The sequence below is a fragment of the Rhodococcus sp. 1163 genome (assembly GCF_002091985.1).
GTDB lineage: Bacteria > Actinomycetota > Actinomycetes > Mycobacteriales > Mycobacteriaceae > Rhodococcoides.
In genome coordinates, this window is the sequence record NZ_MKKX01000020.1 from 288,090 (window position 1) to 313,948 (window position 25,859).

Annotated in this window: 23 protein-coding genes and 1 tRNA gene; 10 read left to right on the forward strand and 14 right to left on the reverse strand. The window is 62.2% G+C overall.

Annotated elements, in window-relative coordinates:
* Positions 1 to 80: 80 nt before the first annotated feature.
* The gene (locus tag BJD99_RS10305; protein ID WP_084346704.1) at positions 81 to 1,514 is read left to right on the forward strand and encodes an acyl-CoA carboxylase subunit beta; all 1,434 of its coding nucleotides are present in this window, start codon (positions 81 to 83) and stop codon (positions 1,512 to 1,514) included.
* A gap of 74 nt (positions 1,515 to 1,588) precedes the next feature.
* On the opposite strand, the gene BJD99_RS10310 is transcribed toward BJD99_RS10305, so the two are convergent.
* The 5 genes from BJD99_RS10310 to BJD99_RS10330 all read right to left on the reverse strand — a co-directional run bounded on the left by BJD99_RS10310 (position 1,589) and on the right by BJD99_RS10330 (position 5,321).
* Entirely contained in the window at positions 1,589 to 2,026 is a 438-nt protein-coding gene (locus BJD99_RS10310; RefSeq protein WP_084346705.1) for a cold shock domain-containing protein, read from the reverse strand.
* Between the two features lie 90 nt (positions 2,027 to 2,116).
* Complete coding sequence (locus BJD99_RS10315) at positions 2,117 to 2,629, reverse strand: DUF3145 domain-containing protein (protein WP_084346706.1); 513 nt, start codon at positions 2,627 to 2,629, stop codon at positions 2,117 to 2,119.
* Between the two features lie 166 nt (positions 2,630 to 2,795).
* A complete protein-coding gene (locus BJD99_RS10320; RefSeq protein ID WP_084346707.1) occupies positions 2,796 to 3,608 on the reverse strand; it encodes a serine hydrolase in 813 nt (270 codons plus the stop codon).
* A 136-nt stretch (positions 3,609 to 3,744) separates the two neighbouring features.
* Positions 3,745 to 4,872: an NDMA-dependent alcohol dehydrogenase gene (locus BJD99_RS10325; RefSeq protein WP_084346708.1), complete on the reverse strand. Its 1,128-nt coding sequence runs from the start codon at positions 4,870 to 4,872 to the stop codon at positions 3,745 to 3,747.
* A gap of 107 nt (positions 4,873 to 4,979) precedes the next feature.
* On the reverse strand, positions 4,980 to 5,321 hold the full coding sequence (locus tag BJD99_RS10330; protein WP_256895589.1) for a hemophore-related protein: 342 nt from the start codon (positions 5,319 to 5,321) through the stop codon (positions 4,980 to 4,982).
* A 217-nt stretch (positions 5,322 to 5,538) separates the two neighbouring features.
* Between BJD99_RS10330 and BJD99_RS10335 the strand changes: the two genes are divergently transcribed.
* The 3 genes from BJD99_RS10335 to BJD99_RS10345 all read left to right on the forward strand — a co-directional run bounded on the left by BJD99_RS10335 (position 5,539) and on the right by BJD99_RS10345 (position 8,464).
* Complete coding sequence (locus tag BJD99_RS10335; RefSeq protein WP_084346710.1) at positions 5,539 to 7,677, forward strand: molybdopterin-dependent oxidoreductase; 2,139 nt, start codon at positions 5,539 to 5,541, stop codon at positions 7,675 to 7,677.
* 68 nt (positions 7,678 to 7,745) lie between these two features.
* Positions 7,746 to 7,819, forward strand: a tRNA-Ile gene (locus BJD99_RS10340).
* Between the two features lie 114 nt (positions 7,820 to 7,933).
* Entirely contained in the window at positions 7,934 to 8,464 is a 531-nt protein-coding gene (locus tag BJD99_RS10345; protein ID WP_143542105.1) for a hypothetical protein, read from the forward strand.
* A 101-nt stretch (positions 8,465 to 8,565) separates the two neighbouring features.
* Here BJD99_RS10345 and BJD99_RS10350 read toward each other — a convergent pair whose 3' ends face one another.
* Complete coding sequence (locus tag BJD99_RS10350; RefSeq protein ID WP_084346712.1) at positions 8,566 to 9,039, reverse strand: universal stress protein; 474 nt, start codon at positions 9,037 to 9,039, stop codon at positions 8,566 to 8,568.
* Between the two features lie 113 nt (positions 9,040 to 9,152).
* On the opposite strand from BJD99_RS10350, the gene BJD99_RS10355 reads away from it, so the two are divergent.
* Together BJD99_RS10355 and BJD99_RS10360 are read left to right on the forward strand one after the other, a co-directional pair.
* Positions 9,153 to 9,605: a cupin domain-containing protein gene (locus BJD99_RS10355; protein WP_084346713.1), complete on the forward strand. Its 453-nt coding sequence runs from the start codon at positions 9,153 to 9,155 to the stop codon at positions 9,603 to 9,605.
* Between the two features lie 112 nt (positions 9,606 to 9,717).
* Positions 9,718 to 10,443 (forward strand): GAF and ANTAR domain-containing protein, encoded by a 726-nt coding sequence (locus BJD99_RS10360; RefSeq protein WP_084346714.1) that lies wholly within the window; start codon positions 9,718 to 9,720, stop codon positions 10,441 to 10,443.
* A 61-nt stretch (positions 10,444 to 10,504) separates the two neighbouring features.
* Here BJD99_RS10360 and BJD99_RS10365 read toward each other — a convergent pair whose 3' ends face one another.
* Both BJD99_RS10365 and BJD99_RS10370 read right to left on the reverse strand, forming a co-directional pair.
* Positions 10,505 to 11,992: an MFS transporter gene (locus tag BJD99_RS10365; RefSeq protein ID WP_084346715.1), complete on the reverse strand. Its 1,488-nt coding sequence runs from the start codon at positions 11,990 to 11,992 to the stop codon at positions 10,505 to 10,507.
* 20 nt (positions 11,993 to 12,012) lie between these two features.
* Positions 12,013 to 12,588, reverse strand: a complete 576-nt coding sequence (locus tag BJD99_RS10370; RefSeq protein WP_256895592.1) for a PadR family transcriptional regulator — start codon at positions 12,586 to 12,588, stop codon at positions 12,013 to 12,015.
* 146 nt (positions 12,589 to 12,734) lie between these two features.
* On the opposite strand from BJD99_RS10370, the gene BJD99_RS10375 reads away from it, so the two are divergent.
* A complete protein-coding gene (locus tag BJD99_RS10375) occupies positions 12,735 to 16,895 on the forward strand; it encodes a bifunctional nitrate reductase/sulfite reductase flavoprotein subunit alpha (RefSeq protein WP_084346793.1) in 4,161 nt (1,386 codons plus the stop codon).
* 35 nt (positions 16,896 to 16,930) lie between these two features.
* Here the strand turns inward: BJD99_RS10375 and BJD99_RS10380 are convergent, their stop codons facing one another.
* Both BJD99_RS10380 and dapA read right to left on the reverse strand, forming a co-directional pair.
* A complete protein-coding gene (locus tag BJD99_RS10380; protein WP_084346717.1) occupies positions 16,931 to 17,524 on the reverse strand; it encodes an isochorismatase family protein in 594 nt (197 codons plus the stop codon).
* Between the two features lie 89 nt (positions 17,525 to 17,613).
* Positions 17,614 to 18,492, reverse strand: coding sequence for a 4-hydroxy-tetrahydrodipicolinate synthase (gene dapA / locus BJD99_RS10385; protein ID WP_179142273.1), 879 nt, complete (start codon positions 18,490 to 18,492; stop codon positions 17,614 to 17,616).
* 274 nt (positions 18,493 to 18,766) lie between these two features.
* Between dapA and BJD99_RS10390 the strand changes: the two genes are divergently transcribed.
* On the forward strand, positions 18,767 to 19,876 hold the full coding sequence (locus BJD99_RS10390; RefSeq protein ID WP_084346794.1) for a class I SAM-dependent methyltransferase: 1,110 nt from the start codon (positions 18,767 to 18,769) through the stop codon (positions 19,874 to 19,876).
* An 18-nt stretch (positions 19,877 to 19,894) separates the two neighbouring features.
* Here BJD99_RS10390 and BJD99_RS10395 read toward each other — a convergent pair whose 3' ends face one another.
* From BJD99_RS10395 to BJD99_RS10410, 4 genes are all read right to left on the reverse strand, one after another.
* On the reverse strand, positions 19,895 to 20,836 hold the full coding sequence (locus tag BJD99_RS10395) for a TAXI family TRAP transporter solute-binding subunit (protein ID WP_084346795.1): 942 nt from the start codon (positions 20,834 to 20,836) through the stop codon (positions 19,895 to 19,897).
* Positions 20,837 to 20,861: 25 nt separating this feature from the next.
* Positions 20,862 to 22,226 carry an MFS transporter gene (locus BJD99_RS10400; RefSeq protein WP_084346796.1) on the reverse strand — a complete coding sequence of 455 codons (1,365 nt, stop codon included), beginning with the start codon at positions 22,224 to 22,226 and terminating at the stop codon, positions 20,862 to 20,864.
* 114 nt (positions 22,227 to 22,340) lie between these two features.
* On the reverse strand, positions 22,341 to 23,732 hold the full coding sequence (locus BJD99_RS10405; protein WP_084346719.1) for a HAMP domain-containing sensor histidine kinase: 1,392 nt from the start codon (positions 23,730 to 23,732) through the stop codon (positions 22,341 to 22,343).
* A gap of 1 nt (position 23,733) precedes the next feature.
* Positions 23,734 to 24,393, reverse strand: coding sequence for a response regulator transcription factor (locus BJD99_RS10410; protein ID WP_084346797.1), 660 nt, complete (start codon positions 24,391 to 24,393; stop codon positions 23,734 to 23,736).
* A gap of 134 nt (positions 24,394 to 24,527) precedes the next feature.
* On the opposite strand from BJD99_RS10410, the gene BJD99_RS10415 reads away from it, so the two are divergent.
* A complete protein-coding gene (locus tag BJD99_RS10415) occupies positions 24,528 to 25,208 on the forward strand; it encodes an SDR family oxidoreductase (protein ID WP_084346720.1) in 681 nt (226 codons plus the stop codon).
* A 292-nt stretch (positions 25,209 to 25,500) separates the two neighbouring features.
* Positions 25,501 to 25,752 carry an SHOCT domain-containing protein gene (locus tag BJD99_RS10420; protein ID WP_084346721.1) on the forward strand — a complete coding sequence of 84 codons (252 nt, stop codon included), beginning with the start codon at positions 25,501 to 25,503 and terminating at the stop codon, positions 25,750 to 25,752.
* The last annotated feature ends 107 nt before the right edge of the window (positions 25,753 to 25,859 follow it).

Below are 25,859 nucleotides of genomic sequence, written 5' to 3' on the forward strand. Positions count from 1 at the left end.
CTCACACTCGAACCCCGGGAGGGGTCCTACTCGACCTCTCCCGGGGATCGCCCGCCCCGGGCATCAAGAAGGAGAACGCGATGACCATCTTGTCCCCCGCTACTCGGTCCCACCACGCGACCGATCCCCGCGATCCGGTCGCGCGGCTCGAGAAGCTCTTCGACGCGGGGACAATGGTTCCGCTCCACGACCGTGACAAATCCGGTCTACTCGCAGCTTCCGGTGACATCGACGGCGTTCACAGCGTCGCGTACTGCTCCGACGCCACCGTCATGGGTGGCGCAATGGGTGTCGATGGGTGCAAGCACATTGTCTCGGCCATCGACATCGCACTCGAACGAAATGCTCCCATCGTGGGAATTTGGCATTCCGGCGGAGCCCGACTCGCTGAGGGCGTCGAAGCTCTGCATGCAGTCGGCCTCGTATTCGAGGCCATGGTTCGCGCCTCCGGGGTTGTCCCCCAGATCTCCGTCGTCCTCGGTTTCGCTGCCGGCGGCGCCGCGTACGGCCCAGCCCTCACCGACGTCGTCATCATGGCTCCCGAAGGACGTGTATTCGTCACCGGTCCCGATGTCGTACGCAGTGTGACGGGCGAGCAAGTGGACATGGTGTCTCTCGGCGGACCGGATACGCACCACAAGAAGTCCGGCGTCTGCCACATCGTCGCGGACGACGAGCTCGACGCCCTCACGCGCGCACGTCGACTGGTCTCCATGTTCAGCGAGCAGGGCGCATTCGACATCGCCGCCGCTGAACATGGTGACACCGACCTCAAAGCACTACTGCCCGAGTCGAATCGGCGCGCCTACGACGTACATCCCGTCATCGACGAGCTTCTCGACAATGTCGAGGGCGAGTCGACGTTCGAGGAATTCCAGGGCGGCTGGGCTCGTAGCATCGTCATCGGTCTCGGTCGACTCAGTGGCCGGACCGTCGGCGTGATCGCCAACAATCCGATTCGCCTCGGCGGGTGCCTCAACTCCGAAAGCGCCGAGAAGGCAGCACGATTCGTCCGCCTGTGCGACGCGTTCGGCATCCCGCTCGTGGTTGTCGTCGACGTTCCCGGCTACTTGCCGGGCGTCAGCATGGAGTGGGAGGGCGTCGTCCGTCGTGGCGCAAAGCTCCTGCACGCATTCGCCGAAGCCAAGGTTCCGCGAGTCACCCTGGTGACTCGCAAGATCTACGGCGGTGCGTACATCGCGATGAACGCGCGGGCCCTCGGCGCTACCGCGGTCTACGCCTGGCCTGGTTCCGAGGTCGCTGTCATGGGCGCCAAGGCTGCGGTTGGGATTCTGCACAAGAAGGCGTTGGCAGTTGCGCCGGAAGAAGAGCGCGAGGCGCTACACGACCGACTGACAGTGGAGCACGAAACCATCGCCGGTGGCGTCGACCGGGCCGTGGCCATCGGCGTCGTCGACGCGGTCATCGAGCCTGCCCTCACGCGTTCGACCATCGCAAAGGCATTGGCCGCTGCGCCTGCAGCGCGTGGCAACCACAAGAACATCCCGCTGTAACCGCTTGGAGCGGAAAGAAAAGCAGTGCGCTGGTGTCTCGGACACCGGGGCACTGCTTTTCCGGCTACAGAGAGTCAGCCTTCGAGCCACTTGTGTGACGCGGCGATCCGAATGACGGCCTCGCGCACGTCGAGCACTTGCTCGGCGGTGAGACCGCGGTTCGCCTGTAGGAGAGCTTCGGTCAATTCGGTCGAGAAGTCGGAACGCGCGAGGACGTCGCATACGACGTCGTCGTACTCGTGCCCGGTCGATGCTGTCGCTACGTGTGCAACTGGGTGCGCTGGTCGATGTTGCACCGGCGCCGCGGAGTCGACTATCTGGACCTGGCCTGCTTTGAGGCCTCGATCGCCGTGCTCGGCGACATACTCGACCCGAACCCCAGGGGCGAGAAGTCTTTTGTCGAAGTCGAGGTCGTTGACATGGATGAAGACATCCTCACCGCCCTCGTCGGGCGCAACGAACCCATAACCCTTGAACTCGTCGAAGCGAATTACTTTACCTGTCGACAACATAGAACCACCCCTCGAGAAACCGTCGAACCCGCATGCCTAGCCTGGCACAGTTCCGACCCTACCGAAGGATGAATTCACTGGGAGATCCGGTCATCCCGCGTTGCGGCTGAGCCAGGTGACCTCGGCCCCCGCTCCACCGGTCCGGTACGGTTCGAGCGCGTGATCCCAGGCGCTGCCCAGGGCGTGTTCGATCTCGGCCGTAAGGTTTCCCGAATTTCCCTCGATCATCGACTTGAGTCGCATCTCGCCGAGGATCACATCGCCGTTCGCGCTCGTGGAGCCACGCCAGAGTCCGAGACCTGGCACGTGGGCAAAGCGTTCGCCGTCGACGCCATCGCTGGCGTCCTCGGTGACCTCGAACCTCAGCATCTGCCACGTCCGAAGAATGCCTGCTAGCGCAGCTCCCGTACCCACGGGACCGACCCAATCAGTGGCAGCACGAAGCTGACCGCCGCTGGCCGGCTGCGCGGACCACTTGAGGTTCGCACGGCAGTTCAGCGCGTCGGATAGTGCCCATTCGACGTGCGGGCACAACGCGGCGGGTGAGGCGTGTATGTACACCACACCCGACGTGGCATCTGCGAACTGATTCAATGCACGCATTCGATTACTCCTCCAGCTTCGACGAGGGACGTCTTCCCCAACGACCTCTTACACGAACTGGTATGTGAAGCTTTCTCCTGCGTACATGCACTAGTGTGCCCCGAGTTACCCCTGTTGCGCCAGTGCACTAGTGATTCCAGTGATGATCTGGCCGGCGCCGATGGTTCTACCTGGGATTATTGTCGAGAACTTCATCGGACAGTTCTGTCCACAAAGGTTTGGCCCACTCGCCGAATGCCAGATCCGTGAGAACGACCGTGGCCAGTGAGACATCGGGGTCAACCCAGAGGAACGTTCCGGACTGCCCGAAATGACCGAACGTTCGAGTCGAATTCCGTTGCCCGGTCCAATGTGGTTCTTTACCGTCGCGGAGTTCGAATCCCAGGCCCCAATCGTTCGGCCGTTGAGATCCGTAGCCGGGCAGAATGCCGTTGAGGCCGTCGAATTGCACGCTGACCGCGGATGCGAAAGTCGACTCCGACAGCAGGGTCGGCGACAAGAGTTCTGATGCGAATACCGATAGATCGCGCACTGTCGAACGCGCACCGTGACCGGCCGGTCCATCGAGCGTCGAGGCGGTCATGCCGAGCGGCGCGAACACGGCCTCGGCGAGATAGTCGTCGAACGCGATTCCGGATTCTGACTCGATCAGTGCGGCGAGCAACTCGAAACCGACGCTCGAGTAAATGCGCTTGGTCCCGGGGGCCGCTTGTACCTTGTTCTCACCGAAGGCGAGTCCCGAACTGTGCGCGAGAAGATGACGGACGGTCGAGCCCTCGGGGCCCGCTTGCTGATCGAGATCGATTGCTTCTTCTTCGACTGCGACGAGTGCCGCATAAGCCACCAGAAGTTTGGTGACGGACGCCAGCTCGTACACGCGATCCATATCGCCGTACTGCTCGCTCGCACCTTCCGTCGACACCACCGCTGCGGATGCATTGTCGACGGGCCAACCAGCGATCAAATCCAAGGAGTGCACGCGGATGAGCCTAGTTGTAGACAAGAGAGTCGGTGCGGGCGTCTGCCCGCACCGACTCGTCTGCCAAGGCCAAGCGCTTGAATGGTCCCGTCAATTCAGCTGATCGTATGGATGTGTCATTCAAGCGATCCGGTGACTACCGGTCGGCGTCGGTGAACTTGATGACGCCGCGAATGTTCTTCCCTTCGAGCATGTCCTGGTAGCCGGTGTTGATGTCGTCCAGCGCGTAGGTTTTGGTGACCATGTCGTCGAGGTTGAGCTGGCCACTCTTGTACATCTTCAGCAACAACGGGATGTCGTGACGTGGATTGCCACCGCCGAAGATCGCGCCCTGCAGGTCCTTCTGGAGCATCGTGAACAAGAACAAGTTCAGCTTGACGTCCATGTCCTCCATGCGTCCCATTGCAGTGACGACACAGCGGCCCGCTTTGGCCGTCAGCAACAGTGCAGCCTCGATATCTTCGCCGGTGATCTCACCGACGGTGATGATGGTCTTGTCAGCCATCAGCCCCCAGGTCAGCTCCATCATCGGCATCAAAGCTTCGGCTGCCGTGGCATATACGTGGGTGGCGCCGAATTTGAGTGCCTGATCTCGTTTGTACTGGACGGGATCGATCGCAATGATCTTGGATGCACCGGATTGCACGGCACCCTGGAGGGCGCTCATACCCACGCCACCGACACCGATGATCGCGACGGTGTCTCCTGGAGTCACCTTGGCGACGTTCACCGCCGATCCCCAACCCGTCGGTACCCCGCAACCGACCAAAGATGCGACCTCGAACGGGATGTGTTCGTCGATTTTGATGGCCTGGGTCTCGTGCACGGTCATGTACGGAGAGAAGGTTCCGAGCAAGCACATCGGGATGACGTTCTGCCCGCGAGCCTGGATGCGGTAGGTGCCGTCGCTGATGGCCATTCCGCTGAGCAGGCCCATTCCGAGGTCACAGAGGTTCTGGTGCCCGTTGGCGCACGCCGGACAATGTCCACATGAGGGGATGAAGGAGAGCACGACGTGGTCTCCTTCCTTCAATGTCTTCACCTCGGGGCCGGTCTTGATGACGACACCGGACCCCTCGTGTCCACCCATTACCGGGAACGACGGCATTGGCGTCGCACCGGTCACGATGTGGTGATCGGAGTGGCACATCCCCGCAGCTTCCATGCGGATCTGAACCTCGCCGGCCCTTGGGTCTCCGATCTCGATTTCTTCTACCGACCATGGCTCGTTGAGGCCCCACAGCACAGCGCCTTTGGTTTTCATCGCGATTCGCCTTTCACACGCCGATAGACCCGTTGTTCGGGCCGCTTGATGTTGAGTTCGACGATAGTCATACGAACGGCAAATTGGAACACGTTCTAGATTTTTGGTCAGTAATCGACGCAGGAAGCAAAGACCGTGCGAGCGAGACCGGAACCGGGTCCTCCGAAGAATGCGTTGACCCTGTCGACGATGACTGGCTGCGATGCAAGAATTGCTTGGCGCTGCCACACCGGTGCGGCCAGGAACGCCGCGAAACTTCCCGCCATCGGTGATGCGGCGAGTGCTGCTCCCTCTTCTTCGTCCTGTGCGTACGTGGCGGCAACGATCTGCGAGAACGAGCACGGTGTGTTGACCACGGTCTCGGCGGGTGTGGCCGTGGCGACGCCGCCGAAGAGCAGAGCTCCGACAGCAGTAGCGCCGAGCACGGTTGCGACCTTGGTTGTGGACAAGCGAGAGATCATGAATTTCCCCAATCGAGGTGAGCGTTGTGGTGGGATCGACAAGTGTTCGCCAGCAACGATATCGGCAGTCCAGGCTTCCTGTCGCACTGGAGGACATACTGGTAGAACGCCCGAAAACACCTATCTCGGCGGGTTATCGGTCGGTTCGGCCGTGAGAGGGACGACTCTCGTCGATAGGGTCGAGCTACTAGGGACAGGAGACCCGATGACGATCGCTTACGGCTCGTGCAATCTGTGTGAAGCGATGTGCGGACTCGAATTCACGGTCGAGGAAAATACGGTCACCTCGATTCGAGGCGACAAGGAAGATCCGCTCTCTCGCGGGCACATCTGTCCGAAGGCACTGTCCTTGATCGATCTACACGCCGATCCCGACCGGTTGATCAAGCCTGTTCGACGCGAGGGCGCCGACTGGGTGGAGATCGAATGGAGCGAAGCGTACGGCCTGGTGGTCGAGGGCCTGGTGGCCACGCGTGAGCAGTACGGGTCCAACGCTGTCGGTGTCTATCAGGGGAATCCGAACGTCCACAGCCTCGGTTCGATGACGCACGGAATTCCATTCACGTCGATGCTGCGCACCCGCAATCGTTACTCGGCCACTTCACTCGACCAACTCCCCCATCAGCTCGTGAATCACCTGCTGTACGGCCACCAACTGGCCCTACCGATTCCAGATATCGACAACACCGACTTCTTTCTCATCCTCGGTGGCAACCCGATGGCCTCGAACGGCAGCATGATGACGGTGCCTGACTTCGCACGTCGCGCCCACGATCTGCAGGCGCGCGGCGGCACTCTCGTGGTGGTCGACCCCCGCAAGACCGAAACTGCGGACATCGCGGACGTCCACCACTTCATTCGGCCCGGTACCGATGGGCTCCTGCTCCTCGCGTTGATCAACGTCGTCATAGCGGAAGGGACAACCCGGGTCGCGGACTATGTCGACGGCACCGAGGAGGTGGCGAATCTGGTCCGGGATTTCACTCCCGACGCGGTCGCGTCCGTCGTGGGCATCGCGGCTGCCGACATCGTCTCGCTCGCGACACAGTTCGCCACTGCGCGATCCGCGGTCGCCTACGGCCGAATGGGTGTCTCGACACAGCAGTTCGGCAGTCTCTGTCAGTGGGCGATTCAAGTACTCAACATCGTGACAGGCAATCTCGACCGGGTCGGCGGTGCACTGCTCACCGACCCTGCGGTGGATCTCATCCGGAAAAAGATCGTCGGCCGAGGGCATTTCGACAAGTGGCGCAGTCGTGTTCGAGACTTGCCCGAGTTCGCGGGCGAATTTCCGTGCTCGACATTGGTCGACGAAATGACGACCCCCGGCGACGGTCAGATCAGGGCCATGGCGGTGTTCTCCGGCAATCCGGTGTTGTCCATGCCGGGCGGCACCAGGTTGAACCAGGCCTTCGCCGACTTGGATTTTTTGGTGTCCTTCGACTTCTACATCAACGAGACATCACGGCACGCGGATGTGATTCTTCCGCCCACGATGTCGCTCGAACGTGATCACTACGACCTGATCTTTCAGTCCTTCGCTGTCCGCAACACGGCGAAGTTCATGCCGGCAATCCTGGCGAAAAAGCCTGGTGCGAAATCGGATTGGGAGATCTTCCGTAATCTCGGCATTCGCTATCGGGCACGCCTCGCCGGGTCGTCCACGCTCGACCGCCTTCGTACGCGCCTGACACCGAAATCGCTTGTCGCGGAAGCTCGGCTACGCCTGTCGCCACGACGAACGATCGATCTACTGCTCCGCAGTCATCGCGCCGGCCTCTCGGTGGCGAAGCTGAAGAAGTCTCCGCACGGCACCGATCTCGGCCCGCTCCGCCCCGGGTTTCCCGGAAAGCTGCAGACCCGGAACAAGCGAATAAATCTGTTGCAGGACATCATCATCGCGGAACTTCCGGCTCTGCGCGATCTCATGACATCGGCGGCGGTGCCCAGCGGAGATCAACTTCTGATGATCGGTCGACGGCATCTACGCAGCAACAATTCCTGGATGCACAACTCTGCGAGGTTGACGAAGGGCAAACCGCGCCATCAACTCTTGGCGCACCCCGATGATCTGCTCGAGCGCAACATCGAAGACGGCTCCGTGGTGTCGGTGGCCTCGACCGCCGGATCGGTGCAGATCGAAGTACTCGCGACCGACCGCATGATGCCCGGAGTGGTGAGCATGCCGCACGGGTTCGGACACCAACGCCCCGGCGTCGAATTATCCGTGGCGACGACGGTCGTAGGAGCGAGCGTCAACGACATCACCGACCCACACCGGGTCGACGCGGTCTCGGCCAACGCGATCCTCAATGGCGTGCCCGTCACGATCTCGCCGACATGACCGACCCCGCGGGCACACGTCGGCGATGCTTTGAAGTAGCATTCGTCACGGCTCGCTCGGTGCGAGATGGGGCGGTAGCTCAGTCGGTTAGAGCCGTGGACTCATAATCCATTGGTCGCGGGTTCGAGCCCCGCCCGCCCCACCGATAAGGACAGGCCAGGGGTCGGCTCGCAAGGTAGTCGTCAGGACTGCGGTGCCGTCCGGGCCGCAGTGGGGTCGTTTTCCGGCTTACGCGCACTTGTGGTACCTATTCGGGATGGTTATCGCGGCATTTGTGGTCTCCCTGGTCGCGCTCTCGGTCTCGGCGCTTATGGGCATTCGCAATTTGAGGATGTCGCAACTGTCGACGTCTACCAAGGTCCTGGTCGACCTGTTCACAGAACATCGTGGCAAACGACTTGCAGATGCGCGCGAGTTCATTCACTCAGAAGAGTTCAAGTCTTATGACTACAAGAGTGGCTTGAAGGGGATGCCGGAGGAAAAGATGCTCCTGGTGCGCGATCTTGCCTGGTTCTACGACAATCTCGGGGTTCTCGTCGCTTACCGCGTAGTCGATATTCGACCAGTCGCTGGATACCTCGGGGGTTCAGTGCTCGACGCCTGGCCACGACTTCTTCCCATTGTGAAGGCCGAACGCCGCGGACGAGTCAAGGCCGGCTGCAGCGACCCTGGGATTTGGCAGAACTACTTCGAGTACCTTTACGAGAGAATTCATGAGTCGAGGACACTCGACGCTGCTAGGATTCATCCCCAAAGACGCTGGTATCACGTCATACTAGGGCCGTAAGACTGCTCAATCGCACCGCGGGTCCGGAGACGTTCTGGTTCGACGACTTCGCAAGGTGCGTAGTTTGCGTTCATCGCAGCTCTTCAGTTCTTCGTGGCGATCTACGGAACCACGGTGACGGGCCAGCGTCCGCTTTTCACCAGCCGCACCGCGACGGACCCGAATATCCGGTGGCCTGCATGTTCGGATGCCCCGACGACGATGGCGTCGACCCGTAGTTCGTCGGCGATTGCGACGAGGCCGCTGTAGGGATCCCCCTGTGCGGTACGAAACTCCCACCGGATCGATTCCATCCGCGTGGCAGAATCTTTTAGGTAGGCGAGCAATTCTTCGGCGATCTGTTTGCCCGTCTCGACGAGCGGGATGCCAGTTTGACCCCATCCGGTGGTGAACAACTGCTGGACGTAGGCGAGAACCAGCAGGGAGTCTTGGCGTCTCGCCAGCCCCGCGGCGTATGCCGCTGCTCTCCATGCGGAATCCGACCCGTCGATTCCGACGAGAATCGCTTTCGGCCCGTCGACACCGTATTCGAAGGTGTGCGCTTGGTTGTCGCGAGTTTCCGCTGACTCATCCACGTCTGCAGGTTACTCAGCAACACTACGTAACTCGCTGATACCCACCCCAGACCCCATTGCCGGGTTCTAGTCTGGACTTCCGCTAGCGGCCCACCGACGAGAGGTTCGTTTTCATGTCCAAGATCGTCCGCTCGGCCACAGTCGGGTTCTGCTGCATCGCTGCTGCGACGCTGTCTCCTGCGCTCGCCGATGCCACTCCGCCGTCGGGCGTCACGGCCGAGACGCTGGCGCACGTATCGTTTCCGCTCATTCCCGGCAGTGTCGACCTTGCCGGAACCGACTTCACTGCACGCAAGATCACGATCGCGCCCGGTGGCTCCACTGGATGGCATTTTCATGACGGCCCGGTGTACGCGTATGTCGAATCTGGTGTCCTGACCAGGACCCTGACGGATTGCAGCGAGGTGTCGACCCCGGCAGGCAACGTCGTCGCAGAGGATGTCGGGGGCAACCACGTACATGAGGGCATCAATGCCGGGACTGTTCCGGTCGTTCTGTACGCGGCGTACATCGAGCCTCCCGGTAAGCCGTTCGCAGAGGATGCGCCTGCTCCGCCGTGTGCCTGAGCCACCTGACGCTGGATCGGAGCTGTGCGGTCGGTACTCTTGTAGGTCGGATGTGGCTCCTCGAGAAACGGGCAGCGCACGGAAAGCATTCCTTTTTTCGAACGGAGTCTTGATGAACGACGACTCGATTCTCGACAAATCGGCCACGGCCGACCCCGCGACGGTCTTCGCCGCACTTGCGGACATCGTGTATCGCGGTCGGGCAGCGGACGAGGTCTACACGGCCATCTGCGTTGCGGCGACGCTGCTGGTACCCGGGTGCGATCATGCCAGCCTGATGCTGACCGGACGGGGCAAGCCGGTGACGGTGGCGGCTTCGGATCAGATCGCACGGGTCGTCGATGACATCGAGCGCGCTACCGGCGAAGGGCCCTGCCTCGACGCGATCACCAGCGAGGCAGCCCAGATCGAATCGGACTTCAACACTCCCGGGAAGTGGCCGGCCCTTGCCCGTGGTGTCCTTGCGCGGACGCCCGTGCGTGGCGCAATGGGTTTTCGATTGATGCTCGACAGCAAGAAGGTAGGCGCACTCAATCTGTTCAGCGACACCGCCGGCCGATTCGACAGCGACACCGCTGACAGGGCAATCGTGGTCGCAGCGTTCGCGGCCGTTACGGTTGCCGCCATCCTCAAAGGCGAACAGGCCGACACTCTGCGTCTCGGCCTCGAGAGCAACAGGGAGATCGGCAAGGCCATCGGCTTGTTGATGGCCATGCACGAGGTCACCGACGATCAGGCTTTCGAGATGCTGCGCAAGACATCTCAGGATATGAACGTCAAGATCGCTGCGTTGGCGCGATCGGTAGTCGAGTCGCACACCCGGAGCTTGCAGCCCTGAGTGACCGACCACTCGGGTTGTGTGCAGCCGGTCTCCGCGGACTGCACACAACCCCGGCTGGCTACTCGCTCGGAACCATGGGTCCCGGAGCGTCGACGCGCTTGGGCAGCGCGAACACCAGCAGCAGTGCCACGACTCCGAATGCCGCGCTGACAGACATCGCAATCGATGCCCCGTGCATGAATCCGCTGGCTACGGTCTCCGGTCCGGTGATGTTCAGATTGCCGAACAGAACGCTGCCGATGACCGCGATACCGACGGCGCTACCGATCCGCTGCATCGTAGCGATGACGCCACTCGCGGCGCCTGCATCTGCTCGGTCCACGGTTGCCACGATGAACTGAGCATTCGGGGCGATGAACGCTCCGTTACCCAGACCGCCGATCAGCATGGGCAGCAACAGTTTCCAGTTGGTGAGATCGGCGGCATCGGTGGTGGCCAGGACGAGCCACATCCAGATCAGGCTGATCGCGACGAACGAGGTGCCGATCAACAGAACTGTACGACCGAGCCTCTGTGTGAGCCGGTTGCTCTGGGACGCGGCGATGATGCTGCCGATTGCGAACGGAAGCATCACGATGCCGGAAGACAGTGCGGAGTTTCCGAGCCCGCTCTGCCACAGCAGCGAGATGGTGAAGAAGATACTGGTGAACGACGCGAAGTAGACGAGCGCGAGAATTGTCCCACCGGTGAAGGCGGGGTGAGCGAACAGCTTCGGCGGCACCAAGGGGTTGTCACGACGCTTGGTGTAGAACACTTCCCACGCGGCGAATACGGCGATGAGAACTACACCCGACACGATCGAGACATAGGTCCAGACCGGCCAACCCTGGTCCTGTCCTTCGATGAGCGGGACCAACAGTGCGACCAGACCTGCGGTGATGAGGATGAGCCCGATCCAGTCGATCCCGGTCTTCGCCGTGGCCGTTCGGTTCTCCGAGCGTCCTGGAAGCAACAGTGCAGCAGCAACGAGTCCGACGATTCCGATCGGTATGTTCACCCAGAACACGCCACGCCAACCGTTTTCATCGCCGAAGGCTTCGATGATGAGACCGCCTGCAATCGGCCCCAAGGCCGTCGAGACACCGATCACTGCGCCCATGATCGCGAAAGCTTTGCCACGCACCTGAGCTGGGAACAGGAGTTGGATGAAGGCCGTTACGGCGGGGACGAAGATTCCGCCTGCGAGTCCCTGCACGATTCGCGAGATGACCAATTGAAGGTCGTTCTGTGCGAGGCCGCAGGCAAAGCTGGCGACGGTGAACAGTGCCAGTCCGGTGAAGAAGACCCACTTGTGGCCGATCCGGTCGCCGATCTTTCCTGCCGGTATCAGCGCCAGCCCGAAAGCAAGGGCGTATCCGGAGATAATCCACGCAAGAGTTGCCTCGGAGGCGTCGAGGCTCGTGCTGATCGTCGGAAGCGCAACGTTGACGATGGTCGTGTCCAGCAAAGCCATGAACATCCCGAGCAGCAGTACAACCAGTGCCTGCCATGCGCGACGTGGCACTTCGACGGGAGGCGCCGATACCCGTGAGCTGTTGTCGGTCATCTTGTCTCGCTGTTCTGTGTTCAGGTGGGAAGTGGGGGGTGAATTCTGTGTCGTTCGTCGGCGAGAATGCCCGGTAATGCAGCAACGAACCCTTCGTGCCAGTCGATCTCTGCCCGCAGACGATGTTCGCGATGCTCGAGCGCGTAGGTTTCGGCCAATGTCAGATACGGATGCGCTTGCTCGTTCGCATCGACGGTGGTCCGAAGGAGGTCGTTCAACAGTCGGACCCGTTCCGCAATCACCTCGGGTAGGTGGTCGAGCCGGTCGGGGTCGAGCCTGGTCAGAGCCAAATCGAACGGGTCGGGGCGAAGCACGAAGTTGGACAGGCCCTCGCTTTGCAAGGCTCGCAGCTGCTCGCGCCCACGCTCGGTGATCGCATACACCTGCCGGGCCGGGAAGTTCCCGTCCTGCTCGGTCCGCACATCCGCGATCAGACCCTCGGCATGAAGTCTCTTCAGCGCACCGTAGAGGCCTCCCACCGAAATATCTGTCCACATCTGCACATGTTCTTCTTCGGCCAAGAGACGAAGTTGATGACCATGCATCTCGCCTCGTTGCGCGAACGAGCCGAGAATGAACAATCGGATCGAAGACACGCGAGTACTCTTGCACGAGTACTTATTCGTGTCAAAATCCGCTTCACCGTCACTGCGGTGCCACTGTGAGGACAACGTCACGTCGGGCTAACTGATGCGTCATCGACGTGAATCGTCCGGTGCGCATCGTGGGAGTCGTGTTGCCAATGCCCCTCGATATCTCCCCAAGTGATATCTCGATAGTCACGCACACCGTCAAGACGGTATGCGCGTACTGCGGCGTCGGTTGCGGAATGAAACTTCAGATCGAACAACGCCAGAATCACCCCTCGACCATCACCACCTCGGTCGGTGACAAGTCCCATCCTGCCAATTTCGGGCGCCTTTGCACCAAGGGCTCGACGACGTCGGACATGCTCGCTGCGCCCGGACGCCTCGACGCCGCGCGTGTACGGGCCAATCGCGGCGATGATCCGCAACCGGCGGACACGAGAAAAACGATCGAGCGAACGGCGCGGAAGCTGCGCGCACTGATCGACGAGCACGGTCCCGACGCTTTTGCGCTGTATGTCTCGGGACAGATGTCCATCGAGGCGCAGTATCTGTCCAACAAGTTGGTCAAGGGTTTCATCGGAACCAATCAGATCGAATCGAACTCTCGCCTCTGCATGGCGAGCGCGGGCACCGGTTACAAGCTCTCGCTCGGCGCAGACGGGCCGCCCGGGTCGTACGAGGATTTCGATCATGCCGATGTCTTTTTGGTGACCGGGGCCAACATGGCCGACTGTCACCCGATTTTGTTTCTGAGGATGATGGACCGCGTCAAGCGCGGCGCGAAGTTGATCGTCGTCGACCCTCGGCGGAATGCGACTGCAGACAAAGCCGATCTTCACCTGAAGCTCGCGCCGGGGACGGACTTGGACCTGCTCAACGGAGTGCTACATATCCTGCTGGCGGAGGGGCTGACCGACGACAGATTCATCGCCGAGTTCACCGATGGCTGGGGCGTCATGGAGGACTTTCTGGCCGACTACATACCGTCTCGCGTGAGTACCAAGACGGGTATCCCCGAGGCCGATCTGTACACGGTCGCACGGTGGATCGGCGAGGCAGAGAACTGGATGAGCTGCTGGACAATGGGACTCAATCAGTCTACGCACGGGACGTGGAACACCAATGCCCTGGTCAATCTGCACTTGGCGACCGGGGCGATCTGCAAACGTGGCAGCGGACCGTTTTCGCTCACCGGCCAACCGAACGCCATGGGCGGCCGCGAAATGGGTTACATGGGACCGGGTCTTCCCGGCCAGCGGACAGTGCTGATCGACGAGGATCGAGCCTTCGTGGAGGACAGGTGGAACCTCCCATCCGGCACGCTACGTACCGATGTCGGTGCGGGCACCATCGACATGTTCTCCCGGATGGCCGACGGGGATATCAAGGCATGTTGGATCATCTGCACCAATCCTGTTGCGTCGGTAGCTAATCGAAAGACGGTCATCGCAGGCCTCGAGCGGGCCGAATTGGTGATCACCCAGGATGCATTCGCCGACACGGAGACCAATGGCTATGCCGACGTCATCCTCCCGGCGGCCCTGTGGACAGAGTCCGAGGGCGTCATGATCAATTCCGAACGGAATCTCACTCTTTTCCAGAAGGCCGTGGACGCTCCCGGCCAAGCTCTGCCGGATTGGCAGATCATCGCGTTGATGGCGTGCGAGCTCGGCTACTCCGATGCGTTCACCTATTCGTGCGCAGAGGAGATATTCGAGGAGATCAAAGAGTTCTCCAACATCAGGACCGGATACGACTTACGCGGGGTCACCTATGAGCGACTCCGTACGACGCCGCTGCAGTGGCCGTGCCCACCGGACGACGACGAGGATCGCCACCCGATAAGATACCTCAACGACGGCGTCAGCCAACCTCTGCGCACGCTCGACGACGGCAGTACCCCGCGCCTGTCCTTTCCCACGCCATCAGGTCGGGCGCAGTTCTTCGCCCGGCCGTCGATGTCACCAGCTGAAATGCCGGACGACGACTATCCCTTCCTGCTCAATACCGGCCGCCTGCAACATCAATGGCACACGATGACCAAGACCGGGAAAGTGGCGAAGCTCAACAAGCTCAACCCGGGTCCTTTCGTCGAGATCCATCCGCGCGACGCCGAGCGCCTAGGGTGCGAGTCGGGTGACCGGATCGAGGTCGCGTCGCGCCGCGGGCGGGCGGTACTGCCCGCGCTCGTCAGCGATCGGGTCAGGCCAGGCGACTGCTTCGCACCGTTCCACTGGAACGATTCGTTCGGTGAATACCTGTCGATAAACGCGGTGACCAACGACGCGGTCGATCCGTACTCACAGCAGCCCGAATTCAAGATCTGTGCGGTCACTCTGACGAAGGTTCCTGCAGCGCAATCGCAGTCGTATTACGCCCCTGAGCACGGAGGAAATGCCTTGTCGCCGATCGACGCCTTTGCAGACCTCGTGGGCGAAGTCTCCGGGCCCTCGCTGCCCCTTCCGCTGATCGAGCAACGCTATGTGGCGGGCCTGTTGGCCGGATTACGCACGGACGCCGGGCGGAGTGCCGCAGGAGTTCCCACTCTGCCGACGACGACGCCATTGTCCGCAGAGACTCACGCCTGGCTCGGCGGCATGCTCGCCGGCTTGTTCTCACGCAGCGCCACCACTGCGGCGCCGCAGACACCCGTTCTCGTCGATTCGGCCGGGGATAACAAAGGCAATGACGAACCACCGGTACTCGTACTGTGGGCTTCCCAGACGGGGACGGCAGAAGAATTCGCGTCGAGCTGCGTCGAGCATCTCCGGTCGACGGGTCTTCTCGTCGAAGAGCACGTCATGGAGAACTTCGCACCAACCGAGCTGGTGCGGTACCGCGATGTGCTCCTGATCAGCAGCACTACCGGCGACGGCGACGCCCCCGACAACGGCACGTCCTTCCTCGACGGACTGTCCGGCGACAGCGCTCCCGATCTGTCCGGAAACAGATTCGCTGTTCTCGCCCTGGGTGATTCGAGCTACGAGGATTTTTGCGGAAATGGTCGACGTCTCGACAGTCGATTCGCTGAACTGGGCGCGCAGCGTCTGGTGGGACGCGTCGATTGCGAGCCGGAATTCGAGGAAGCGGCGTCGGTATGGCTGGACCGCGTGGTATCCAGACTGGGCACACCGCCGCCGATGCAACCCGCCGCCTCCACTGGAACCACGTTGGCTACCGCTACGCTCATCCCGACTTACGGGAAGAAGGCACCGCTGGCAACGGCTCTGGTGCGCAACACTGTTCTGACGGTGACCGGGTCGCGAAAGGATGTCCGCCAGTTCGGATTCCACCTCCCCGACGGCACGTTGAGCTACGAGGCAGGCGATGCGCTCGGTGTGTGGCCGCGCAACAGCGTCGCACTGGTGGACGAGTGGCTCGAATTGACGGAGCTCGACGGCGATAGCGTCGTAGACATCGCCGGGCACGATGCGATGCCTCTTCGCAACGCCCTACGTGAGCGGTTGGAGATCGCAAAAATTTCCCCGGATCTATTGAAGTTCATCCACTCCCGCACGCGCGACGACGACCTGGAACGCTTGTTGATGCCGGAGAGCAAGAAGGACCTGCAGGATTGGATCTGGGGCCGTCAGTCGGTCGACGTCCTGACGCATCTTCCGGTGCGGGCGGGAATCGACGAATGGCTCAGTGTCCTCAAACCGCTTCAGCCGCGGCTCTATTCGATCTCTTCGAGTCCCAAGGAGAATCCGCGGGAAGTGCAGCTGACAGTGTCCACAGTGCGTTACAACATCCATGGCGTCCCTCGACGCGGTGTCTGCTCGACGTATCTGGCCGATCACGCCGAAGGTGAAGAGGTCGGCATTTTCGTGCAGAAGTCGGCGCACTTCAAACCACCGGAGGACCCGACCGCGCCGATGATCATGGTCGGGCCCGGCACCGGCGTCGCCCCGTTCCGCGCCTTCCTGTACGAGCGTCGGGCACGCGGACACACCGGACCGAACTGGTTGTTCTTCGGCGAACAGCATGCCTCCACGGACTTCTACTATCGCGAGGAACTGACCACGATGCTCGACGACGGGTCGCTGAGCCGGCTCGATCTGGCTTTCTCACGTGATCAGAGCGCGAAGGTCTACGTGCAGGATCGTATGAGCGAACATGGTGCTCAGCTGTGGGAGTGGCTCCAGCGTGGTGCGCACTTCTACGTGTGCGGCGATGCTTCACGAATGGCAAAAGACGTCGACAGTGCCTTGAAAGGCATTGTTGCTCAACATGGTCGGCTCGCGCCCGCCAGCGCAGAGGCTTACGTCAAAGCGTTGGCGGCAGAAAAGCGTTACGTGCGGGACGTGTACTGACTATCCGTCGTGTTCTGACGCAACCTGGCTGATCGTCAGTCCGGGATTGCTGCCACGTCGGGGGCGACGACGCCGAACAGATCTGCGATCGACGCCAGGCTCGCGGCCTGGAGTGCGCCGGCGTCGACGCCGCCCGCACCGGGCAACGATCGGGTGGCTGTGGTGCTGGCGACGACTGTCGGACTGTAGCCCAGGCTGAACGCTCCCCGGGCGGTGGAGTTGACACACATATGTGTCATAAATCCGGCGAGCAGCAGATTTTCCACCCCGAGCGCACGCAATCTCTCGTCGAGGTCGGTACTCACGAACGAGTTCGGGTAGTTCTTCACGATCACCGATTCATCGCCGCGGGGAGCGACTCGCTCGACGATCTGACCGATGTCGGCGCTGATGTCGTACGGACTTCCTACCCCGGCGTCGTGCATGATGTGGAAGATCGGGGTACCAGCGCTGCGCGCCCGGTCGAGTAGGTCAGCAGCGGCATCCAATGCAGGTCGAACGCCGACGAGTTCCAAGACACCCTGGGTGTAAGTGTTTTGAAGATCGATCATGATCAAGGCCGAATCGGCGAGCGCAGACGGCACGTCGGGCATTCCGGTCAGTTGGCGAAGTGTCACGTTGTCGGTCATTCTTACATCCTCCTGGATGCTCGGAACTCGGACACCGAACCTAAATCCGCGCACGTTGCTTCCCCGTTGCAACCCGCGCCGATCGAGCGTCAGGCCAGCAAACCCGCAGTTCGAAGCGCTGCCCGGACGTCCTCGTAATGCCACTCGTCGAGCGGAACCAGAGGAAGCCTGATGCCTCCGGGCATCAATCCCATCTCCGCCAGCGCCCACTTCACGGGAATGGGGTTCGGTTCGGCGAACAAGGCCGTGTGCAGGCCGACGAGCTTCGCATCGATTTCCGACGCACCTTCTGAGTCACCGGCCAGCGCAGCTGCACACATCCGAGCCATCGCCTCCGGTGCAACGTTCGCGGTCACCGAGATGTTGCCGTGGAAACCGGCCAACATGCTGGCTCTGGCCGTACCGTCGTCACCCGAATACAAAGCGAATTCTCCGAGTTCGAGAGCAACCAATTCGCGGACGCGATCCAGGTCGCCTGCGGCCTCTTTCAGGCCGACGATGTTCGGGATCTCCGCGAGCCTGGAGACAGTCGAGGGCAGCATGTCGCACCCGGTACGCGAGGGGACGTTGTACAGGTATTGAGGGATGTCGACGGCTTCTGCGACCGCACGGAAGTGCCGGTACAGACCTTCTTGCGGGGGCTTGTTGTAGTACGGAGTAACCAGAAGCGCACCATCGGCTCCGGCGGCCTTGGCAGCCCGGGTGAGGTGAATCGCCTCGGACGTCGAATTCGCGCCGGTTCCCGCAATGACCGGAATCCGCCCGGCAACCACGTTGATGGTTTCTCGAATGATCTCGGTGTGCTCGGCCACCGAGAGCGTCGACGATTCGCCGGTCGTTCCAGCTGCAACGATCGCCGAGGTTCCGCCGCTGACCTGGCGCTCGACTAGTTCAGCGAACGATGCATGGTCGATCTCGCCGTTATCGGTCATAGGCGTGACAATTGCAACGATGCTTCCGATGATCACAGCGTGACGCCTTCCGTCCAGAGTTCGATCTACGTCGGGAATGGTAGACGAACGCAGCGATGCCCGGGCTTCGGCCATCGCGGCCAGTGGATCGCGGCGTCGCTGGGCGGGCCGAATCCGGTCGTTGTGGTTGACTTGAATTCAACCGAAGGGGCCCTGTGAACCAGCTCAACGTCGCAGCCACAACGCGGCCGCTCGAAAGCGCGAAACCATGATCGTCGACCCAACCACCCTCGCCTCGAAAGATCGCGAACTCTCCGAGCCCGAGGGCCCGATGGTCGTGTGGACCGAGAACGGGCAGGAGCGCTCGGCGCGGTGGCGTTCGGAGAACAACGCCCCACCACCGAAGGCCATCCACATCATCGGCGACGACATCACCGCCGATGTCGCATACAAGCGGGCGTCGATCGGTGAGTCCTTACTCTGGCGTGGCGATTTCAACAATGCACGCCAATTGCTGAAGGCGATCACCCGGCGAGCCGAGCCACGGGCACGACGGCCGTCGTCCACTCCGGCGGAAGACTTTCATCTCCACCGCCAGGATCAGGCGCGGCGTGCGCGCACTCTCGGAATGCTGCTCGTCGAACTCGATTCGAATTTTGTTCTCGACTACGGCAGAGCACCCGACGTCGGGCTCGCAGCCCGTGAGGTCTACGGCGAGGCCTCGACGCCCTCGCTGTTGTCTCTTCGAGAACTGCTCAGTCTCATCGGCGCACACGAATGGCGACGCAAGGGTGTTCGCATTCCCGCACTGGACGCCACCATCGAGCCACACTTCGGCGTCTTCTCGCCACTGCGTGGCGAATACGTGCAGCTCGTGGCGAACACTCCCCTTCCCGACGGAACGACCACGGCCTTCGACATCGGTACCGGCACAGGCGTTTTGGCTGCTGTCCTGGCACGACGCGGTGTCACCGACATCGTCGCGACGGATCGGGACCCACGGGCGGTTGCGTGCGCCACCTCCAATCTCGAGCGACTGGGTTTCGCCGACAGCGTCGACGTGCAGCTCACCGACATCTTTCCTGCCGGACGCGCATCCCTGGTGGTGTGCAATCCGCCGTGGATTCCCACGAAGCCGACCTCGGGGATAGAACATGCGATCTACGACCCGGGAAGCCGCATGCTGCGTGCTTTCCTGGATCGGCTTCCCAAACATCTCGAACCCGGCGGCGAGGCCTGGCTGGTGATCTCAGATCTGGCGGAACTCCTCGGGCTCGCGACACGCGAGGACCTCCTCGCGGCAATCGACCGCGCCGGCCTGGAAGTACTCGGCAGAACAGACACCGCGCCGACGCATTCCCGTGCGCGTGACACCGACGATCTCTTTCACGCCGCGCGGTCACGCGAGACGACGTCCCTGTGGCGGCTGGCTGCGCGCTGACCGACCGACCTGGTCATCTCATCCGTGCCGCCTGCGGTATTCCGCTTCGGCCCCGGGATGAAGAGGGATGGCGCCGGTCATGACGAGCGACCGAGCGTCGAGGAATTGGCTACCGATCGCCTGTCGGGGAACCAGCGAGGACGACTGATCGAGCAGCAGGCTCACCAATCCCGCCACAGTCCGATCCGGCACGTCCGGGTGGGCCAGCAGCAGGTTCGGGATTCCGACGGTCGTCACTTCCGGATGTTCGCCGTACACGTTCGCCGGCACCAGCACCGATTCGTACGCGGTCCCGAACTCACGCCGCAAGTCTGCGACCACGGCGCCCAGATCGAGTAACCGGATCGCCATCGGCGGGTCGGCGAACGCCGGGGTCGGCAATCCCCCAGCCCACATCACGGCGTCGATCTCGTTGTCGGACAACGCGTGTGCCGCGGAACTCATCGACATCTGGACTTCACGGACCGCACCGGGACCGGACAAACCCGTCGCGTCGAAGATACGCTGGGACACCAGGGTGGCACCGGATCCCGGGGCGCCGACGCTCACCGGCCGCCCCCGCAGATCACTTACCGTCTCGATGCCCGAGTCGGCTCGCACCGCAACCTGGAAGTAGTTCTCGTAGACGCATCCCACCGCCGCCAAATCTCGACTCGGATGGCTGTAGGCGGCGTCGGCCAACGTAAGTGCCAGCTCGGCACGTCGGCAGTCCAAGGCTTCCAGGTTGTCGAGGGAGCCCGCCGTCGTCAGCGGAACGACCTCCGCCGTAGCCGTCGAGGCTGCCGCGTCGGCGAGCAGGCCCGAGAACTCCCAGAAGAAACCTCCGACCTCACCTGATGCGAGGCGGAGTTGCGGTGGAGGATCCGACGCGCAGGCAGTGCCCGCCGCGGCGGCGCTCACAGCCAGCAGTCCCGCCCGCAGCGCGGCTCTGCGGGAGAGCAACGCTGCGGGCGGGACCATGTTCGTCACTGTAAGGCGTGGCAGATCACTCGAACGCTCGACCCTGCTCCCGGTCGAGGACGGTCTCGGACTTGTTCCGCAGAACGAAGATGTAGACCAGCAGCGATACTGCGATCACCACCGTCACGTAGACGATGAACCAGGTGACCTGCCCGCTGTTCTTCGCTGCCTGGTAGATCAGCGGGGCTGTGCCGCCGAATGCAGAGTTGGCGAGCGCGTAGCCGAGCCCGACGCCGAGTGCACGCACGTGAGAGGGGAACAACTCGGCTTTGACGATCGCGTTGATCGAGGTGTAGCCGGTCAAGATGACGTAACCCACGCACACCAGGGTCACCGACGCGAAGACGGACGTCGCCGTCGGCAGATACGTGATGAGGAAGTAGGTGTACAGCACGCCGCCGATTCCGAAGAAAACGAGGAGCGGTTTGCGACCCACCTTGTCGCTGATCATCCCACCGATCGGCTGCAGAAGCATGAGGAAGACCAGGCCGAAGAGGTTGATCCACGTTCCGGTCATCCCCCGGTCCTCGTACGCGGTCCTGATCATCGAGGGCGCGTTGACGCTGTAGGTGTAGAACGCGATGGTGCCACCGGCCGTCACCAAGAAGCAGACGAGAAGTGCGCGCCAATGGTTGCTGAGAAGCTCCCTCATCGAACCGGAGGCTCGATCAACTCCGCTGCGAACGGCGGCGAGCTGATCCTTCGTCAGCGATTCGTCCATGCTGCGCCGCAGCCAGAAGACGACCACGGCCGCGACACCGCCGATGAAAAACGCGATGCGCCAGCCGAATTCCTCCATCTGCCCGCGATCGAGAAACACCTGCATGATCAACAGGGTCACCTGCGCGAGAACATGCCCGCCGACCAGCGTCACGTACTGGAACGAGGAGAAGAAGCCACGACGCTCACGGGTGGCTGCCTCGGACATGTAGGTCGCCGACGCACCGTACTCACCGCCGGTGGCGAAGCCCTGGACCAGACGGCTCAGAATGAGGATGATCGCCGCCCATACTCCGATGCTCTCCCGTCCCGGGGTGAGTGAGATGACCAGCGAGCACGCGGCCATCAACGAGACACTGAACGTGAGTGCAGCGCGTCGACCGTTCCTGTCCGCGTAGCGGCCGAAGAACCACGAGCCGACCGGTCGCATCAGGAAGGTGACCGCGAAGATCGCGTACACGTAGAGGGTCGAGTTCTTGTCCGCCGAATCGAAGAACTGATTCTCGAAGTACGTCGCAAAGACGGTGTAGACGTACACGTCGTACCACTCGACGAGATTGCCCGACGATCCCCGCAACGTGTTGTAGACGGCGCGACGGGTGGCAGCGGGAGAGGAGACAGTCGGGGTCGGGCGCGACGGATCGGCGATCGAGGTGGCCTCGTTGGCCATGGGCTGGTCCTTCCACAGAGTGCTGTTGGGCGGATTGCCATGGAGCGAAGCGGCAACCGGAGTCCCCATACTGTGACCGCAGGCACAGCCCAAAACCAAGCTGTTCCGACTTTCCTAACACTCCCTTAGGAAAGTGAGCTCAATTTTCAAACCCGAGGGTCGACGCGCACTCACTTCGATAGTTCCGCCGGCCCGCTCGGTCAGCGCGTGGACGATCGACAAGCCGAGACCGGTGCCTTCACCGTGGGCGCTCGATGCCCGATAGAACCGATCGACGATTTTCGGGAGTTCGTCGGCGGGCACACCCGGCCCGCTGTCGGACACCCATACGGTGACGTGGCCTTCGCTTGTTCGGTGGCCGATTTCGACGTCTGCACCGGCGTCTGCATATTTCGTCGCGTTGCTGAGTAAGGCGTCGAGAATTCGAATCAGGTCGTCCTCCGATATCGCGGCAAGGGTGTTCTCCTCGGGGCTTTCTACGTGCACACCGATCCCCGCCATTGTCATTGTGCTCGACCAGAATTCGACACGAGCGGCGATCGCCGCTCCTACGTCGCACCCGGTTGTCTGCTTCGTGAAAGGCGTCTCGGCGGCGGCGAGAACGAGTAGATCTTCGACGACGGTAGTCAGACGGTCGACTTCGAGTGTGGTCTTGAGATGTGCGTCGGCTGCCGAATCGGGCACCTTCATGCCCAGCACATCCATGCGGATTCTCAGTGCCGCCAAAGGGTTACGAAGGGCGTGGGCGGTGTCCGCCACCAGTCGGCGCTGCGCAGCCGTCGCTGCTTCGACGTCGTCGGCCATGGCGTCGAACGCACTGGACAGTTCTCGAACTTCCGGCGGCCCCACGTACTCCGCGGGCTTCGACATGTGGGAACCAGCACTCGGCAGCTGATCGTGGAACTTGTCGCCGAACGAACGGACACGCGAGGACAGTGCGGTCAGTGGACGAACGACCCAGCGCGACAGGGCAGCAGCGATCACCGCGACGGTAGCAAGAATCAGCAGGGCCCCAACAGCGATGACCAGCCATACCACCGCGACGTCCCTGCGGACGGCATCAGTGGACGCAGCGATCACCACGGCGCCGTCGACCTGCGTGCCCCCGCCGACCGGGGCCGCGATCAACACCGAGGACTGCGACCATGGCGTCACACTCGACGGGAGGTGCCCACGTTGGTTCCGCAGCGCTCCTGCTATCGCCTGCTGCACGTCGGCTCGCTCGATGTCCAGCCCTGCCAGCGCACGCGGCGATCCGGTCCGATCGACGATGACGATCCCCTCGTCGTACAGACTGTTGTATCGCTGCACGGACTCTCGGAGTCGAGGTACACCGGATTCGCCTTCTCGTGAACTGAGTTCGGCGAAAAAGGTTGCTGCAGCGGCCCGGTTCTCGCCGAATCGTTGGGCGCGTTCGCGGCCGACCAGCAACCCAAGGGGCACCGATAGTGCGAGGACGACGACGGTGGAGTAGATCATCAGCACCACCAGGACACGGCGCCGCATCTCACGTGTCCCAGCGGTAGCCGAAGCCGCGGATGGTGACGATGGTGCCGGGTCGCGCGAGCTTGGAACGCAACGCCGTCATGTGCACGTCGAGTGTCCGTGAGATCGCGACGTAGGCGTCACCCCAGATGGCGTCCATCAGCTGTTCCCGGCTGACCGCTTCACCGCGTCGCGTCACGAGATGAGCGAGGAGTTCGAACTCCTTGGTCGTCAGCGCAATGTCGCGTCCGTCGACTTGCGCACTGCGGCCGATGAGATCGACGACGATGTCGCCGAGAACCAGACCGCCGATGGCAGGTTCGCTCGACGCGATTCGACGCCGCGCCGCCACCTCGAGTCGCGCGTGCAGCTCCCCCAACCGAGCGGGTTTGACCACATAATCGTCCGCCCCGCCGCGAAGGGCCCGGACCACCGAGCGTTCGTCGTCGCGCGCAGTCAGCACCACCACCGGGACCGAACTCAACGTCCGAAGCTTGCGGAGAACCTCCAGGCCGTCCATATCCGGCAGACCGAGATCGAGCAGTACGACATCCATGTCGTGGTACCTCAGCAACAAATCGGCGCCGCGGCGCATGCGGACAGGCGCATGTCCCACCTCGGTCAGCGCGTCGAACAGCGCGTCACCGACCCCGTCGTCGTCCTCCACCACCGCTATACGCATCCACGCCAACATAGGCCAGCGTGGCAAGGGTTTGAACTGCGCCTCCTCGACGTGGTGAAGATGCACTCGCCAGATCACGTTCGGAGCACGCAGTTCTTCGGCGTTGACCTTCCGGCGAAGTGCACTATGGAGTGATGACTGATCTGTCCGGCAAGGTGTTCGTCGTCATCGGTGCCACCGGCGCACTGGGTTCTCGCATCGCGAAACTGCTCGCCCAACAGGGTGCGTCGCTCACCATCAGCGGGCGGTCCGGCGAGGGACTCGACGCGCTCGGGATCGAGAGCGCGCACAAAGTCACGGCAGACTTGCGTGAACCCGATGCGGCGCGGTCAGTGATTGCGGAGGCGAAAGACCACCATGGTCGCATCGACGGCGTGGTCATCTCGGCCGGCGTCGCTGCATTCGGTCCGATTGCCGAGATCGACGACGACACCGTGGACGACCTGGTGCTCATCGACTTCCTTGCCCCGCTGCGGCTACTACGGGCAGCGCTGCACGTCGTGGAAGAGGGCGGGGTGATCGTCGGGATCAGCGCAGTGCTGGCCGAGCAACCGGTCGCCGGTATGGCGACCTACTCCGCTGTGAAGGCTGCGGCATCGACGTTGTTCATCGCGGCAGCGAAAGAGGCGCGACGTAGCAAGATTCGCGTGGTCGACGTCCGGCCACCGCACACTGAGACCGGCCTGGCCGGTCGCGCGATCGCAGGTAACGCGCCGAAAATGCCCACAGGCCTGAGCCCCGAGGTGGTCGCCGACCGTGTCCTCGCGGCGATCGTCGGTACCGACCGCGAAGTGGCCAGCACCGATTTCAGCTGAGTCGACGCCGGGGGAACCGCCGGGTTCGGCGTGTCGAGTGCAGTGCAGATCTCTGCGGAATGAGGCCCGCGCCGCTCGGTCTCGACTACCAACCGAGCCACACAATCAGTTATCGAATCCTCCAACAGATAGCTCGGCCGATGCCCAAACGTTCTGAGAAATAGGACGAAGGGCCCTATTTTTACGCCCTGACGTGCACCGATACTGAAAACTACCGACTTCCGAGTTGGCACACCGGTGGCATTCAGGTCAGCCGTTGGTCGATCCACCGACAGTCCGAGGAGCAGACAAAATGATGTATTGGCATGGCAACGATCCCAGTGGGTGGAGTTATGCGTTGATGATCATCGGGATGGTGGTGTTCTGGGGTGTACTGATAACCGGAGTGCTTCTGCTACTCCGATCGCAGGGGGCTCGTGGATCCCAGCCGACGCATCCCCCCGTGCTGTACACCGCTGAGCAGTTGCTGGCTGAGCGGTACGCCCGTGGTGAGATCGACGCGGACGACTACCGCGCACGACTCACCACTCTGCGCCAACAGTAAACAAGTCCAACGCACCCGAAATCGGTGCTGCCCTGCCAGTTGTGGCTGCTCGCAACATTGACACCTACATACCCATGGGGGGTATAGTCGGCTGATTAGGTACCCCC

Bases quoted from the DNA above. Each gene is read 5' to 3' on its own strand.
- BJD99_RS10305 (WP_084346704.1), top strand. From the start codon at position 81: ATGACCATCTTGTCCCCCGCTACTCGGTCCCACCACGCGACCGATCCC.
- BJD99_RS10310 (WP_084346705.1), bottom strand. From the start codon at position 2,026: ATGTTGTCGACAGGTAAAGTAATTCGCTTCGACGAGTTCAAGGGTTAT.
- BJD99_RS10315 (WP_084346706.1), bottom strand. From the start codon at position 2,629: ATGCGTGCATTGAATCAGTTCGCAGATGCCACGTCGGGTGTGGTGTAC.
- BJD99_RS10325 (WP_084346708.1), bottom strand. From the start codon at position 4,872: ATGAAAACCAAAGGCGCTGTGCTGTGGGGCCTCAACGAGCCATGGTCG.
- BJD99_RS10335 (WP_084346710.1), top strand. From the start codon at position 5,539: ATGACGATCGCTTACGGCTCGTGCAATCTGTGTGAAGCGATGTGCGGA.
- BJD99_RS10345 (WP_143542105.1), top strand. From the start codon at position 7,934: ATGGTTATCGCGGCATTTGTGGTCTCCCTGGTCGCGCTCTCGGTCTCG.
- BJD99_RS10355 (WP_084346713.1), top strand. From the start codon at position 9,153: ATGTCCAAGATCGTCCGCTCGGCCACAGTCGGGTTCTGCTGCATCGCT.
- BJD99_RS10360 (WP_084346714.1), top strand. From the start codon at position 9,718: ATGAACGACGACTCGATTCTCGACAAATCGGCCACGGCCGACCCCGCG.
- BJD99_RS10365 (WP_084346715.1), bottom strand. From the start codon at position 11,992: ATGACCGACAACAGCTCACGGGTATCGGCGCCTCCCGTCGAAGTGCCA.
- BJD99_RS10375 (WP_084346793.1), top strand. From the start codon at position 12,735: ATGCCCCTCGATATCTCCCCAAGTGATATCTCGATAGTCACGCACACC.
- BJD99_RS10380 (WP_084346717.1), bottom strand. From the start codon at position 17,524: ATGACCGACAACGTGACACTTCGCCAACTGACCGGAATGCCCGACGTG.
- BJD99_RS10390 (WP_084346794.1), top strand. From the start codon at position 18,767: ATGGTCGTGTGGACCGAGAACGGGCAGGAGCGCTCGGCGCGGTGGCGT.
- BJD99_RS10395 (WP_084346795.1), bottom strand. From the start codon at position 20,836: ATGGTCCCGCCCGCAGCGTTGCTCTCCCGCAGAGCCGCGCTGCGGGCG.
- BJD99_RS10400 (WP_084346796.1), bottom strand. From the start codon at position 22,226: ATGGCCAACGAGGCCACCTCGATCGCCGATCCGTCGCGCCCGACCCCG.
- BJD99_RS10405 (WP_084346719.1), bottom strand. From the start codon at position 23,732: ATGCGGCGCCGTGTCCTGGTGGTGCTGATGATCTACTCCACCGTCGTC.
- BJD99_RS10410 (WP_084346797.1), bottom strand. From the start codon at position 24,393: ATGCGTATAGCGGTGGTGGAGGACGACGACGGGGTCGGTGACGCGCTG.
- BJD99_RS10415 (WP_084346720.1), top strand. From the start codon at position 24,528: ATGACTGATCTGTCCGGCAAGGTGTTCGTCGTCATCGGTGCCACCGGC.
- BJD99_RS10420 (WP_084346721.1), top strand. From the start codon at position 25,501: ATGATGTATTGGCATGGCAACGATCCCAGTGGGTGGAGTTATGCGTTG.